At 71.4% G+C, this 13501-nt stretch carries 15 protein-coding genes; 11 read left to right on the top strand and 4 right to left on the bottom strand.

The features are described 5' to 3' along the window. Positions 1-63 precede the first annotated feature (63 nt). On the top strand, positions 64-1368 hold the full coding sequence (locus tag AB0B64_RS43895; protein ID WP_357951823.1) for a histidine kinase: 1305 nt from the start codon (positions 64-66) through the stop codon (positions 1366-1368). A 139-nt stretch (positions 1369-1507) separates the two neighbouring features. Further along, positions 1508-2158 (top strand): response regulator transcription factor, encoded by a 651-nt coding sequence (locus tag AB0B64_RS43890; RefSeq protein WP_358186688.1) that lies wholly within the window; start codon positions 1508-1510, stop codon positions 2156-2158. 45 nt (positions 2159-2203) lie between these two features. On the opposite strand, the gene AB0B64_RS43885 is transcribed toward AB0B64_RS43890, so the two are convergent. Together AB0B64_RS43885 and AB0B64_RS43880 are read right to left on the bottom strand one after the other, a co-directional pair. Beyond that, entirely contained in the window at positions 2204-3058 is an 855-nt protein-coding gene (locus AB0B64_RS43885) for a DUF2268 domain-containing putative Zn-dependent protease (protein WP_357951821.1), read from the bottom strand. Positions 3059-3112: 54 nt separating this feature from the next. Next, the gene (locus tag AB0B64_RS43880; protein WP_357951819.1) at positions 3113-3880 is read right to left on the bottom strand and encodes a hypothetical protein; all 768 of its coding nucleotides are present in this window, start codon (positions 3878-3880) and stop codon (positions 3113-3115) included. A 54-nt stretch (positions 3881-3934) separates the two neighbouring features. Here AB0B64_RS43880 and AB0B64_RS43875 point away from each other — a divergent pair, with 54 nt between their 5' ends. From AB0B64_RS43875 to AB0B64_RS43845, 7 genes are read left to right on the top strand one after another with little or no spacing between them, the layout of a single operon-like run. Next, a complete protein-coding gene (locus AB0B64_RS43875) occupies positions 3935-4936 on the top strand; it encodes a MoxR family ATPase (protein ID WP_357951817.1) in 1002 nt (333 codons plus the stop codon). Positions 4937-4955: 19 nt separating this feature from the next. Next, positions 4956-5891 carry a DUF58 domain-containing protein gene (locus AB0B64_RS43870; protein WP_357951815.1) on the top strand — a complete coding sequence of 312 codons (936 nt, stop codon included), beginning with the start codon at positions 4956-4958 and terminating at the stop codon, positions 5889-5891. Positions 5892-5945: 54 nt separating this feature from the next. Beyond that, positions 5946-6893 (top strand): VWA domain-containing protein, encoded by a 948-nt coding sequence (locus tag AB0B64_RS43865; protein ID WP_357951813.1) that lies wholly within the window; start codon positions 5946-5948, stop codon positions 6891-6893. Positions 6894-6904: 11 nt separating this feature from the next. Next, positions 6905-7495 (top strand): methyltransferase, encoded by a 591-nt coding sequence (locus tag AB0B64_RS43860; protein WP_357951811.1) that lies wholly within the window; start codon positions 6905-6907, stop codon positions 7493-7495. Beyond that, on the top strand, positions 7492-8031 hold the full coding sequence (locus AB0B64_RS43855; RefSeq protein WP_358186117.1) for a TrmH family RNA methyltransferase: 540 nt from the start codon (positions 7492-7494) through the stop codon (positions 8029-8031). Before AB0B64_RS43860 ends, AB0B64_RS43855 begins: the two co-directional genes overlap by 4 nt. Before the next feature lie 36 nt (positions 8032-8067). Beyond that, on the top strand, positions 8068-8868 hold the full coding sequence (locus tag AB0B64_RS43850) for a glycerophosphodiester phosphodiesterase family protein (RefSeq protein WP_357951809.1): 801 nt from the start codon (positions 8068-8070) through the stop codon (positions 8866-8868). A gap of 14 nt (positions 8869-8882) precedes the next feature. Continuing rightward, the gene (locus AB0B64_RS43845; RefSeq protein ID WP_358186111.1) at positions 8883-10325 is read left to right on the top strand and encodes an MFS transporter; all 1443 of its coding nucleotides are present in this window, start codon (positions 8883-8885) and stop codon (positions 10323-10325) included. Between the two features lie 15 nt (positions 10326-10340). Here AB0B64_RS43845 and AB0B64_RS43840 read toward each other — a convergent pair whose 3' ends face one another. Then, complete coding sequence (locus tag AB0B64_RS43840) at positions 10341-10886, bottom strand: helix-turn-helix domain-containing protein (RefSeq protein ID WP_357951805.1); 546 nt, start codon at positions 10884-10886, stop codon at positions 10341-10343. 33 nt (positions 10887-10919) lie between these two features. Here AB0B64_RS43840 and AB0B64_RS43835 point away from each other — a divergent pair, with 33 nt between their 5' ends. After that, positions 10920-11432: a nuclear transport factor 2 family protein gene (locus AB0B64_RS43835; protein ID WP_358186106.1), complete on the top strand. Its 513-nt coding sequence runs from the start codon at positions 10920-10922 to the stop codon at positions 11430-11432. A gap of 67 nt (positions 11433-11499) precedes the next feature. Further along, entirely contained in the window at positions 11500-12141 is a 642-nt protein-coding gene (locus tag AB0B64_RS43830) for a hypothetical protein (RefSeq protein WP_358186098.1), read from the top strand. A 69-nt stretch (positions 12142-12210) separates the two neighbouring features. Here AB0B64_RS43830 and AB0B64_RS43825 read toward each other — a convergent pair whose 3' ends face one another. Then, entirely contained in the window at positions 12211-13437 is a 1227-nt protein-coding gene (locus tag AB0B64_RS43825) for an ROK family transcriptional regulator (RefSeq protein WP_358186094.1), read from the bottom strand. Positions 13438-13501 lie beyond the last annotated feature (64 nt).

The raw sequence follows: 13501 nt of genomic DNA, 5'->3' as shown, positions 1-13501 counted from the left end.
GGCGCATTTCTCTAAAGGCGCATTCCACCGAGAGCGAATAACCATCGACATACAATCGCGAGTGTGAGATGGAACCTGCCCCGGCGATGGGCGTGCCTGATCCTCGGCGGCGCGCTGCTGATGCCGTACATGATGGCCGGGGTCCTGACGTCGGGCCTGCTCCAGGGCCAGTCGGTCAATATGTTCCTGCCCGCCCAGCTCGGGGTGTTCGTGGCGGTGCTGCCGGTGGTGACGCTGACCGGGCTGTTCCTGCCGGTACGGGCGCTGGAGGTGAGCGCCGCCCAAGGGCTGCTCGGCGTCGGCGTGGAGACGCCGCCCAGGCAGGCGCGCCGGTCGTGGGAGGAACGGTGGCGCACGACCGCCTGGTACACCCTCCACCTGGGAGTCGGCGGCGTGGCGAGCGGGTTCACGCTGGCCGGGATTCCGTTCACGGTCTTCACGTTCGCGGTGCCGTTCGTCGGCGGGCCCGCGCGCCTGCTGGGGTTCGACGTCGAGCCGGGCTGGGCGGCACTGGGCTGGCCGCTGCTCGGGCTGGTCGTGCTGGGCGCGGTGGTGCTGGTCGCGGCCGGTGGGGGCGCCCTGCTGGCCCGGCTGGCCCCCGCGCTGCTCGGCCCCACCCCGGGCGAACGACTGGCCGCGGCCGAGCGTCAGGCCCGTACGCTGGCCGAGCGCAACCGCCTGGCGCGCGAACTGCACGACTCCGTCGGTCACGCCCTGAGCGTCGTCACCCTCCAGGCCGCCGCGGCCGGGCGGGTGCTCGACCGTGACCCGGAGACGGCCAGGACGGCCCTGGCGGCCATCGAGCAGTCGGCCCGCGCCGCCCTGGACGATCTCGACCACGTCCTCGGCGTCCTGCGCGACGGCTCCCCGCCCCCGGAGGCCGGGCCGCCGCAGGCGACACTGGCCGATCTCGGCGACCTCGCCACCGCCACCGGCGCCGACGTGCGCCCCGAGGTGGGCGACCTGACCGGCGTGCCCGCCGTGGTCTCCAGGGAGGCCTACCGGATCGTCCAGGAAGCACTGACCAACGCCATCAAACACGGTCAGGGGCCGGTACGCCTGGCCGTCGCCGTACAGGACGACGACCTGAGAGTGGAGATCACCAACGGGACCGCCGCGACCGGCGCCCGGTTGGATGGTCGGTCAAGCGCACAGACCAGACAGACCCATCGGTCAAGCGCGCAGACCAAGCGGCCGGGCATGGAACCGGACAGCCGGTCGGCCGCCGGATCCGGCGGCCGGTCGGGTGGTCGGGGTGTGACCGGCATGGGGGAGCGTGTCCGGCTGCTGCGCGGCGATCTGGAGGCGGGACCGGTGGAGGGCGGCTGGCGCGTGTCCGTCCGGCTGCCACTACGGTCGGTTCCGTGACACCCCCATGCTCGGCCCCTTCATGGTCGACACCCTCATGGTTGACATCGCCACGGTCTGCGTCCCGGCGATCGGCACAGCCACGGTCGGCGCCCCGGCGGGCGGCGCCCCGGCGGGCGACGTTCCGGCGGGCGGGCTCGTGACGCTCAAGGTCGTGATCGCCGACGACGAGGACCTCATCCGGGCCGGTCTGCGGGTCATCATCGACGCCGAGCCGGGGCTGAGCGTGGTCGGCGAGGCCGGTGACGGTGCCGCGGTGGTGCCCGTGGTGCGCCGCGAGCGGCCCGACGTGGTCCTGATGGACGTACGCATGCCCGCCGTGGACGGCATCCAGGCCACCCGGCGCCTGGTGGCCATGGACGAGGCGCCCAAGGTGCTGGTGGTCACCACGTTCGAGAACGACGACTACGTCTACGAGGCGTTGCGGGCGGGCGCCAGCGGGTTCCTGCTCAAGCGGGCCAGGACCGACGAGCTGGTCCACGCGATCAAGCTGGTGGCGGCCGGGGAGTCGCTGCTGTTCCCGGCGGCGATCCGGACGCTGGCCGGCCGTCAGTCCCCTGCGGCCCGGCCCGCCTCGGTGCCCGGCATCGGGCGGCTGACGGGCCGCGAGGGTGACGTGCTGCGGCTGATGACCAGGGGGCTGTCCAACGGCGAGATCGCCACCGAGCTGGTCGTCAGCCAGGAGACCGTCAAGACGCACGTCGGCAACGTGCTCACGAAGCTGGGCGCGCGAGACCGCACCCAGGCCGTGATCGCCGCCTACGAGTCGGGCTTCGTCTCGCCCCGTTGAGATCGCCCCGTTGAGATCACCCCGCCGAGATCTGGCCTCACCCGGCTAAGACGAAGCCTCGCCCCGCCGTACGAGCTGCGACAGCGGTAGTGCCGTGCTCTCCGCGACCGTCATCCCAGTGGCGGCCAGGTGTGCGTCCACCAGCCGCAACCCCACCGCATATCCCGCCATGTCCGGAATACCGCGAGGCTCCTGCCCGAACCGCGCCACGGTGGTGTCCCCCAGCACGTACGCGGACGTGAGGTGCATCCCCTCCAGGTCGAAGTCGGCCATGATCTTCTCGTCGGCCCGCTCCAGCTCCTCGCCGCTGACCATCGACGACCACGGCCCCATGGCCTCGACCCCCGACAGCTCCCGTACGAACGCCTCCGCCAGCCCTTCGGAGATCACGTGCTCCCCCACCGTCGGGTGCCACGGCACGTTGGTGTAGCGCGCCTGGTGGTGGAACTCGTGGACGGCACAGTGCGCGATCCTGCCGATGATCTCCTCCGACGGCCAGCCGAGCAGGTACAGCAGGCCAGGCGAGCTGCCCATCCCGTAGTAGCCGCCCGTGACCTTCATCAGCTGCTCGCTGCCGGGATCGCCCAGCACGAACAGCACCCGCAACGACTCGGGCAGCTTGAGGTGGGACAGCCGATCGGCGGCCCGGTGCAGCTCGCCCTCGATCTGCCCCAGGACGTCCGCCTCCATCATGGCGTGGAGCGCGGGCAGATACCGCGGGTCCTCGGCGTCCACCCGGAAGCCGCTGCCCTGGTGGTGGATGTCGACGATGTCGCCAGGCACCGGGATGACCTGGCGGATGGGCTCGAGCAGCTCGCGCAGCAGGCCGGGGCGCCGCTCCAGCGGCTGCTCCAGCAGCTCGGCCATGGGCGTGAGCGTGTCTTGAACGATGAACTCCATGCCCACGGACGCTAGAACCTCACGTAACGTGAGGCTCAAACCCATTAACAGCGGTCAGAGCGGCGAGCCGTCTCCCGTGTCCTCGCCGGGCGACGGCCCCGGCGTGCCCTGCCCGCTCTTGCTCGGCGCCGGCGTCTGGCTGGGCGTCGGCTGCTGCGGCTCCGGCGAGGCCGGCGTAGGGGGCGCCGTCGGCTGGAAGTTCGTCGGCGGCAGTGGCCTGGGCAGCGGCTCGGCGTCCTCCCTGCCCATGATCAGCAGCAACGCGATCACCGTGGCCAGCAGCAACAGCACGGCCAGCGCCAGCGCGGCCAGCAGCACCCGCCGGCGGGTCTCGGTGAGCGGCCGGCGGCCGCGCGGTTGGCCGGGCAGGGCGGGAGCGCGGTCGGTCAGCCAGTACGGCACGAAGTCCGGGCCGTGCGCCTGGCCGATGAGGGTGCCACCGACCATCACCGGCTCCAGGAACCACTCGGCCCCCGGTCGGCCCGGCGCGTACGGCACCGCTACCCAGGGCGCCGTGCCGGTCTCCATCGCCAGAACCTCCGGCGCGCCGTCCAGCACCGCGGCGCGCGTCTTGGTGGCCCGGCCGAGCCAGCCGCGCATGCCGGCGGGCGCGGCCTCGCGCATCACGGTCACGAACCGTTCGCGCGCGGCGGCGTCGAAGGCGGCGCCCCGGGTCAGCACGGCCAGGGAGACGGCGCGCCCGTCCGCCCCCTGCCCGAGGTAGACGAAACCGGCCGGCGCCGAGTGCAGGCGGGCCTGCACCACGAACGGCCCCAGCCGGGGCGGATCTCCGTACTGCAGCGGACTGGCCACGTTTGCCATGAAAGCACAGACCGGCGCCGTGCACGTTTGCGGGACGTTTGGTGGAATGGCGTCATGAGCGTCGCCGAAGATTTGCCAGACGAAACCGATGCGGCCGTGCTGCGTCAGACCCTTGACGAGGTCCGGCGGGTGATCGTCGGCCAGGACCACATGGTCGAGAGGCTGGTCGTCGCGTTGCTGGCCCGCGGTCACTGCCTGCTGGAAGGCGTGCCAGGCGTCGCCAAGACCCTCGCCGCGTCCACCTTGGCCACGGTGGTGGGCGGCACGTTCGCCCGGATCCAGTTCACCCCGGACCTGGTGCCGAGCGACATCGTCGGCACCCGCGTGTTCCATCCCTCCAACGAGAAGTTCGACGTCGAACTGGGTCCGGTGTTCGTCAACTTCCTGCTCGCCGATGAGATCAACCGGGCGCCCGCCAAGGTTCAGTCGGCGCTGCTGGAGGTGATGGCCGAGCGCCAGGTCACGCTGGCCGGGGTCACGCACCAGCTGCCCAAGCCGTTCATCGTGCTGGCCACCCAGAACCCGATCGAGTCCGAAGGCGTCTACCCGCTGCCCGAGGTGCAGCGCGACCGGTTCCTGTTCCGCGTACGGGTGCCGCACCCGAGCGCGCACGAGGAGCTGGAGATCCTGCACCGCATGAGCGTCACCCCGCCGACGCCCGAGCGCGTGCTGGACCCCACGCGGCTGATGGCGCTGCAGGAGGCGGCCGAGCAGATCTCGGTCCACCAGCTCGTCGCCGACTATGTCGTACGGCTGGTCATGTCCACTCGATCGCCCGCCGAGTACGGGCTGGGCCAGCTGGCCGACACCATCGAGATCGGCGTCAGCCCGCGCGCCACGCTCGGCCTGGTCTCCGCCGGGCGCGCCCTGGCCCTGCTGCGCGGCCGTGACTACCTGCTGCCCGACGACGTACGGGACGTGGCTGTCGACGTGATGTCGCACCGGCTGATGCTCACCTTCGACGCGCTGGCCGACGGCGTCGATCCCGAACAGGTCGTCCGGCAGATCCTGCACGCCGTACCGCCGCCCCTCGTCGTGTGGAACCAGAACCGATGACGGAAACGGAGCGCGGCCGATGAGGACGGCCGAGCAGGCGCTGCGGCGGCTGGAGCTGACGGTGACCCGGCGGCTCGACGGGCTGCTGCACGGCGCTCACCTGGGGCTGCTGCCGGGAACGGGCAGCGAGGCGGGCGACAGCCGCGTCTACGTGCCCGGCGAGGACGACGTGCGCCGGATGGACTGGGCGGTCACCGCCCGCACGACCGTGCCGCACGTCCGCGACCTGATCGCCGACCGCGAGCTGGAGACGTGGGCGCTGGCCGATCTGTCGCCCAGCATGGACTTCGGCACCGCCGAGAGTGACAAGCGCGACCTGGTGGTGGCCGCGGTGGGCGCGATCGGGTTCCTGTCCAGCCGGATGGGCGACCGGTTCGGGGCGCTGGTGCTGCACGACGAGTTCGTGCACCGGATGCCGGCGCGCACCGGGCGGCCCGCCCTGTACGGGCTGCTGCACTCGCTGATGGACGCGCCGCGCGGGCAGGCCGTACCCGACGCGCCCGACCTGGCGGAGGGCATCGACGTGCTGGCCGCCACCCGCAGGCGGCGCGGCATGCGGCTGATCGTGTCGGATTTCCTCGACGCCAAGCCCGAGCTCGACCCCGGCGCCGAGCGGCCCTGGGAGCGGCCGATCAAGCGATTGTCGGCCCGCCACCAGGTGCTGGCCGTGGAGATCATCGATCCGCGCGAGCTCGAACTCCCCGATGTGGGCCGGGTCGCGTTCGCCGACCCCGAGAGCGGGCACGTACGCGAAGTGCACCTTTCCCCTAAAGTACGCCGAGACTATGCCGAAGCTGCAGCACTGCAACGCGAAGGCACCAAGGCCGCGCTGCGCCGCGCCGGTGTGGCGCACCTGGTGCTGCGGACCGACAGGGACTGGGTGTTCGACATCGCGCAGTTCGTCCTCCGCCAGCGGCGCATGACCCATCTCGCCCATCGGAGGGCACGTGCGTAGCGGGACCGCCATCGAACAGCGCGACAATGGCCCTATGCCGAAAAAGGAGGCAGGGTGACCTTTCTGTCGCCGGCGTGGTTGTGGCTGTTCGCGGTGGTGGCGCTGCTCGTGGTCGGATACGTCGTGGCGCAGTTCGCCCGGCGCCGCTACACCGTGCGCTTCACCAACCTCGCGCTGCTCGACCTGGTCGCGCCCGCGGGCCCCGGCTGGCGGCGGCACGTGGCGCCGCTGCTGTTCCTGGCCATGATGTCGCTCCTGGTCATCGGCGCGGCCAAGCCGGCCGACCAGGTGAAGGTGCCGCGCGACCGGGCCACCATCATGATCGCGCTGGACGTGTCGCTGTCCATGGACGCCGACGACGTCCAGCCCAACAGGATCAGCGCCGCCAAGGCGGCCGCCCAGGCGTTCGCCAGGGAGCTGCCCGACCGCTTCAACGTCGGCGTGGTCTCCTTCGCCCGCTCGGCCAACGTGGTCATCGCCCCCACCACCGACCACCAGGCCGTCGTGACCGCGATCGGCAACCTGACCACCCGGCCGGGCACCGCGATCGGCGAGGCGGTGTTCAACTCGCTCGACTCCGTGCGCTCCTTCGACCAGCAGGCCGCCACCGACCCGCCACCGGCCGCGATCGTGCTGCTGTCCGACGGCGACAACACCTCGGGCCGGGGCGTCAACGAGGCCATCGACGCCGCCCAGCAGGCCCGGGTGCCGGTCTCCACCATCGCGTACGGCACGCAGGAGGGCACCGTCTCCATCGACGGCCGGCCGGTGAACGTGCCGGTCAACAAGCAGACCCTGCAGTCACTGTCCGACGGCACCAGCGGCCGGGCCTACGCCGCGGAGTCCGGCAGCGAGCTGCGTGACGTCTACGAGCAGATCGGCACCTCGCTCGGCTTCAAGCTGGTGGACCAGGAGGTCACCCAGTGGTTCATCGTGGCCGCCATCGTGGCCGGACTGCTGGTGGCGGGTGCCGCGGTCCTGTTCGGTGCCCGGATCCCGTAACGTTTTGGCACGTGGCCCACTACTTCTCCGAACAGCCGCGGACCGCGAGCCGGCCGGGCTCCGTCGACCTGGTGCTGCCCGACCTGCACCTGCGATTGGAGACCGACCGGGGGGTGTTCTCGCCCGAGCGGGTCGATCTCGGCACCCGCGTGCTGCTGGAGAGCGTCCCGCCGCCGCCACAGGAGGGCGACCTGCTCGACCTGGGCTGCGGCTACGGCCCGATCGCGCTGACCATGGCCTCGCGGGCGCCCGGCGCGACCGTCTGGGCCGTGGATGTGAACCGGCGCAGCGTGGAGCTCACGGCGCGCAATGCCCAGGCCGCGCGCCTTGACAAAGTAAGGTCGCTGCATATCGACGAGGTACCCGATGACGTGAAATTTCGGGCTATCTGGTCTAATCCCGCTATCCGTATTGGCAAGCCCGCCCTGCACGAGATGCTCACCCGCTGGCTCACCCGGCTGACGCCCGACGGCGTCGCCTACCTGGTCGTACAGAAGCACCTCGGCTCCGACTCGCTGCAGCGCTGGCTCGGCGAGCAGGGCTGGCAGGCCGGCCGCGCGGCCTCCCGCGCCGCCTACCGAATCCTGAAGGTAACCCGATGAGAAGGCAGCTGCGCCCCACCGACGTCAAGCGGCTCAACCGCACCTGGCGCAGAAACACCTCGAACCGGCTGTCGCTGATCCTCGAGTCGGTCACCGGCCCGTTCAACGTCGGCTCGATCTTCCGCAGCGCCGCCGCGTTCGGCGTCGACCAGATCTGGCTGGCGGGCAACGCCACCCCGCCGACCAACCCGAAGGCGGGCAAGACGGCGCTCGGCACCGAGCGGCTGGTCACCTGGCACGAGCCGGTCCCCGCCGTCGACGCCGTGAAGGCCGCCCGCGAGGACGGCTACTCCGTGCTGGCCATCGAACTGACCGCCGAGGCCGTGCCCCTGCACCAGGCCGACCTGGGCCGCGACGTGTGCCTGGTGGTCGGCAGCGAGGACCACGGCTGCTCACCGGCCCTGCTCGACGCCGTCGACGGGGTCTGCTACATCCCGCAGGTCGGGCGGGTCGGCTCGTTCAACGTCTCAGTGGCCGCCGCCATCGCGCTGGCCGAGGCCCGGCGCCAGGAATGGCAGAATCTCCCTGATTCGTAACCTTATTTTTCACCCACGGAAGGCATACTTCAGGACGTGCTCAGCCGCCGCTTCGCGTTTCTCGATCATCCGGGCCCGCTGGCCTTCGCGCATCGCGGGGGCGCCGCCGAGGGCGCCGAGAACTCCGTCGCGGCCTTCGAGCAGGCCGTCCGGCTGGGCTATCGCTACCTGGAGACCGACGCGCACGCCACGGCCGACGGCGTGCTGCTCGCCTTCCACGACCACACCCTCGACCGGGTCACCGACCGGCGCGGCCGCATCTCGGAGCTGCCCTACAGCACGGTCAGGCGGGCGCGCATCGGGGGTGTGCACGAGATCCCGCTGCTGGAGGATCTGCTCGGCGGCTGGCCGGAGATCCGCTTCAACATCGACGTGAAGGAGGCCGCCGCGATCGCGCCGCTCGCCGAGGCGGTCCGGCGCACCGGGGCCTACGACCGGATCTGCCTGACCTCCTTCTCCGACGAGCGCCTGGTGCTGGCCAGGGCCGCGCTCGGCCGGGAGGTCTGCTCGGCGCTCGGCCCGCGCGGCGTCGCCGCACTGCGCGCCGCCGCGTCGACCTCCGGCTACGGCCGGCTGCTGACCCGGCTCAAGCGCGCGGGCGTGCCCTGCGCGCAGGTGCCGGTGGGCTTCCGCGGCCTGCGCGTCACCACCGGCCGTCTCATCCGTACGGCGCACGCCATCGGCATGCAGGTGCACGTATGGACGATCAACGACCCCGCCCGCATGGAGCACCTGCTCGACCTCGGCGTCGACGGTGTCATGACCGACAACGTCACCGGCCTGCGTGACGTGCTGGAGCGTCGCGGCCTGTGGCATCCGGGCCGCATGGCCGCATAGGAGCGACACGACACATGCCCGTACCCGCACCCCCCGCGGCTCCCGACGACACCGCCGACTCTCCCTCGGCACGCAGGCGCGAACAACGCGGCTGGTACGTCTACGACTGGGCCAACTCCGCCTTCTACACCACGATCATCTCGGTCTTCCTCAGCCCGTACCTCATCTCGGTCGCCAGGACCGCGGCCTGCGCCAAGGACTTCCCCTCAATCGCGGCCGCCACCTGCTCGACCGACTTCGACAAGCTGGCCGAGGCCAACCCGGGCCTGGGCTACGTGGACGTGCTGGGCGCCGACATCAGACCGGCCGCCTTCTTCGGGCTGACGCTGACCGTGGCGGTGCTGCTGCAGATCCTCTTCCTGCCGGTCGTGGGCGCGCTGGCCGACCACACCGGGCGCAAGAAGGAGATGCTCGGCGGCTTCGCCTACGTGGGCGCGCTGGCCACCGTGGGCCTGTACTTCCTCGAGGGCGACCGCTACATGCTGGGCGGGGTGCTGTTCATCCTGGCCAACCTGGCCTACGGCTCGTCCGTGGTGGTCTACGACTCGTTCCTGCCGCAGATCTCCACCGCCGAGGAACGCGACCGCGTCTCCTCGCGCGGCTGGGCGATCGGCTATCTGGGCGGCGGCGTGCTGCTCGCGCTCAACCTGGTCCTCTACCTCAAGCACGAGAGCTTCGGGCTGGACGAGGGCATGTCGGTGCGGATCAGCATGATGTCGGCGGGCCTGTGGTGGGCGATCTTCACGATCGTCCCCCTGCTGAGACTGCGCAACCGGCCGGTCGCGGCCCACGAGAGCACGGCGCTGCGCTCTGTCGGCGGCAGCTTCAAGCAGCTCGGCCGTACGCTGAGCGAGCTGCGCCAATATCCGCTGACGCTGCTGTTCCTGGTGGCCTACCTCGTCTACAACGACGGCGTGCAGACCGTCATCGGCAACAGCTCGGCCTTCGCCTCCGAGGCGCTCAAGCTGAGCAAGGAGACGCAGATCAGCGCGATCCTCATGGTGCAGTTCGTGGCGTTCTTCGGCGCCCTGCTGATGGGCTGGCTGGCCCGCCGGTTCGGCACCAAGCACACGGTGCTGGGCAGCCTGGTGGTGTGGACGGTGATCGTGCTGATCGCGTACTTCCTGCAGGAGAAGGCCGCCCTGCAGTTCTACCTGCTCGCGTTCGCCATCTCGATCGTGCTGGGCGGCACCCAGGCGCTGTCGCGCTCGCTGTTCTCGCTGGTGATCCCGAAGGGGCGGGAGGCCGAATACTTCAGCCTGCTGCAGATCAGCGACAAGGGGTCGGCGTTCATCGGCTCCCTGACGGTGACGATCGCGATCCAGCTCACCAACAGCTACCGGATCGCCATCATCTCGATGATCATCTTCTTCGTGATCGGCTTCGTCCTGCTGGCCATGGTCAACCTGCCGAAGGCCATCCGCGACGCGGGCAACGAGGTGCCCGCGCGGATCTGACGCCTTTGCCGTGTCTTACGGGGCCGCCTCGCCGTCTTGCGGGGCGGCCCCGTCGCGTCCGCCGGGGGCGAGCTCGTCGCGTCTGCCGGGGGCGGCGAGGACCATCGTGCCGGGCCCCTGAGCGGCGCCGGGGCCGCCTACGGCCCGCACCGTGTCCGCGTCGGCCCGCCCCCCGCAGTGCGGGCACGTCACGACCGGCGTGAACTGCTCGCCGCAGGAGTGCACCAGCAGTGCGGGCGGCCCGCCGGGCGGGGTCGCCCAGCGGTCCCCCCAGGCCATCAGCGTGAACAGCGCGGGCACGATGTCACGGCCCGCCTCGGTCAGCGTGTACGTGAAGCGCACCGGCCGTTCCTGATAGGGCCGCCGCTCCACCACCCCCGACTCCACCAGGCGCTCCAGCCGCCGCGTCAGCAGGTTGCGCGAGATGCCCAGATCCTCCGCGAGATCGTCGAACCGGCACACCCCCAGGAAAAGATCCCGCAGGATCAACGGCGTCCACGGCTCGGCGACCACGCCGACGGCCTGAGCGATGGAGCAGTGCATCTCCCCGAACCTGTTCACGACCCCAGCATAGTGGGTTGATAAAGTGAACTCATGACAGTTCACATTCAGGACTCACCTGCCCGCGCCTACCGCGAGGCCGGCGAGGCGAAGAACGTCAACGCGATCATGTCCGCCCTGGCGCCGGACGTGGTCTTCCACTCCCCCCTCAGCGCCACGGCGACCTTCCACGGCCAGGAGCAGGTACGCGACCTGTTCACGGCGGCGATGAGCGCCCTGTCCGATCTGCGCTACCACACGGACGTGGGCGACGAGCGAACCCGCATGCTCGCCGCCACCGCCCGCCTGGGCCGCCAGGAGATCGAGGAGTCGGCCCTGCTGCACCTCGACGACCAGGGCCTGATCAAGGAGATCACCATGTGGATCAGGCCGCTGCCGGGTCTGACCGCCATGATGGCCGCCCTCGGCCCCGCCCTGGCCAGGGCGACGGGCAAGCCGGGCCTGCCGCTACTGGTCGGCGCGGCCACGAAGCCGCTGGCCGCGATGACCCGCCTCGGCGACCGCACCCTCGTACCCCTGCTCGCTAAGCGAGAGCACCGCTCTTGACATCAACGCTCCAAAGGGAGAGCATTGCTCACACAAGAGAGCAATGCCCTTCCCCTTTGGAGTGACCATGAACGCCCGGCTGAGCTCTGCGGCCTTCGCCGCCGGCGGTGTGCTGTTCCTCATCTATCCGGCCGTGCGGCCGTCCGGCGACGACGCGGCCGCCATGGCGTCGGGCGCGTGGGTATACGGTCACCTGGCCGCCATGATCGGCTTCATCCTCACCGGGCTGGCCGTCCTGGGACTGCACCAGGTGCTGGGCGACCGGCTGTCGCTGCGGGCGGCGGCGGTGACGTGGATCGGCGCGGGCCTCACCCTGCCCTACTACGGCGCCGAGGACTTCGGGCTGAATGTCATCGCCCGCCGGTCGCTGCGCGACCACGCCCCGGCGCTGATGGAGCTGGCCGCGGAGTTCCGGTTCGGGCCGGTGGCGGTGACCATGTTCGCCGCCGGGCTCGCGCTGCTGGGCGTGGGGGCGGTCATGGCGGCGGTGGCCGTGTGGCGGTCCGGCACGCTGGCCAGGTGGAGCGGGGTGCCGTTCGCGGTGGGGTTCGCGCTGTTCATCCCGCAGTTCTTCGGGCCGTACTCGCTGCGGATCGCGCACGGCGCGCTGATCGCCGTCGGCGGCCTCTGGCCGGCCGTCGCGCTGTGGCGCGCACGATCCACGGCGCCGAGCTCCCCGACTCGCACGCCCGCGGCCGCCCATCGGTGAGCCCAGCAGTGAAGGGCGCGACATCGGCGTGAGCGCTCGTCGGTGAAGGGCGCTACGTCGGTGAAGGCGCTAGGGGGACAGCAGGAGGGCCGGGTGGCCGATGACGCGTTCGATCACCACGCCGGCCGCGCCGAGCACCGCGGCGTTCCCCGCCAGCTCCGAGGCGACCACCGGCGGTACGGCGGTCCGCAGCGAGCCGCTCCCCTCCCCCAGCGCGGCCTCGACCGCCGGGCCGATCCATGAGGCCAGCGGCGAGAAGATGCCGCCGAGGACGATCGCGCCGGGGTCGACCAGGTTGACGGCCGAGGCGAGGGTGGCGCCGAGTGCCCGGCCCGCGCCGTCGAGCGCGGCCAGCGCCCGCTGGTCCGAGCGTTCCAGCAGGTCAAGGAGCTCCCTGATCGGGCCGTCCGGCTTGGCCGCCGTGGTGGCCGTGACGGCGGGCAGCCCGGCGGCGCGCAGGATGGCGTCCTGACCGGCGATCTGCTCCAGGCAGCCGCGCCCGCCGCAGGTGCACGGCGCGCCGCCCGGCTCCACGACGAGGTGGCCGAGCTCGCCGGCGAACCCGTGCGTGCCGCGCAGCACCTGACCGTCCATGACGATGCCGGCGCCGATCCCGATCTCGCCCGAGACGTGGATGAAGCCGCCGTGCCGCGCGCCGTCGCCGAACCACAGCTCCGCCAGCGCGGCCAGGTTGGCCTCATTGTCGTGGGTGGCGGGGATCGGCAGGTCGGGCAGCGCGTCGCGGAGCAGGGTGCTGACCGGGACGTCGGTCCAGCCGAGGTTCGGGGCGCGGCGGACCAGGCCGTTCTCCCGGTCGAGCAGGCCGGGGACGGCGACCGTCGCCCCCGCCACCGCCAGGCCCTGCCCGGCGGCCGCGGCGACGGCCTCGGCGGCCAGCCGCCCCAGCGAGGAGATCACCGACTGGGGCGCACGCCCCCGGTTGTCGAAGGTCACGAGCTGGTGGTAGCGGGTGCGCCGGCCCAGGTCCAGTACGCACGCGGCGAGGTAGTCGACGTTGATCTCCAGCCCGAGCGCGGCGGCGCCGTCGCCGTTGACCGAGACGGCGATCCCGGGCCGGCCGCGCTCGCCGCCCTGGACCAGCGCGCCGTCCTGGACCAGCCCGGCGCCTTCGAGCACCGCGAGCAGGTTGGAGACGGTGGTCTTGGTGAACCCGGTCTGCTCGGCGAGCCGGGCACGGGTGACCGGCTGGCAGCGTACGACCTGCTCCAGCACCACGGCGAGATTGCGTTCGCGCATGGTGGCGTGCCGGAGCGGCCCTTCCCTGGGTTTTGTCACAATCTAAGACTAATGGGTCTTCCTGGTGATTCGCTGGTCTGTTAGGCTATTTAATCCATACAGT

Origin of the sequence: Nonomuraea sp. NPDC049129 (assembly GCF_040648495.1) — a bacterium.
In the GTDB taxonomy this organism is placed as follows: domain Bacteria; phylum Actinomycetota; class Actinomycetes; order Streptosporangiales; family Streptosporangiaceae; genus Nonomuraea.
This window is presented reverse-complemented; position numbering and strand designations above follow the sequence as displayed.

Bases quoted from the DNA above. Each gene is read 5' to 3' on its own strand.
- AB0B64_RS43830 (WP_358186098.1), top strand. From the start codon at position 11,500: ATGAACGCCCGGCTGAGCTCTGCGGCCTTCGCCGCCGGCGGTGTGCTG.
- AB0B64_RS43835 (WP_358186106.1), top strand. From the start codon at position 10,920: ATGACAGTTCACATTCAGGACTCACCTGCCCGCGCCTACCGCGAGGCC.
- AB0B64_RS43870 (WP_357951815.1), top strand. From the start codon at position 4,956: ATGAGGACGGCCGAGCAGGCGCTGCGGCGGCTGGAGCTGACGGTGACC.
- AB0B64_RS43855 (WP_358186117.1), top strand. From the start codon at position 7,492: ATGAGAAGGCAGCTGCGCCCCACCGACGTCAAGCGGCTCAACCGCACC.
- AB0B64_RS43875 (WP_357951817.1), top strand. From the start codon at position 3,935: ATGAGCGTCGCCGAAGATTTGCCAGACGAAACCGATGCGGCCGTGCTG.
- AB0B64_RS43845 (WP_358186111.1), top strand. From the start codon at position 8,883: ATGCCCGTACCCGCACCCCCCGCGGCTCCCGACGACACCGCCGACTCT.
- AB0B64_RS43885 (WP_357951821.1), bottom strand. From the start codon at position 3,058: ATGGAGTTCATCGTTCAAGACACGCTCACGCCCATGGCCGAGCTGCTG.
- AB0B64_RS43880 (WP_357951819.1), bottom strand. From the start codon at position 3,880: ATGGCAAACGTGGCCAGTCCGCTGCAGTACGGAGATCCGCCCCGGCTG.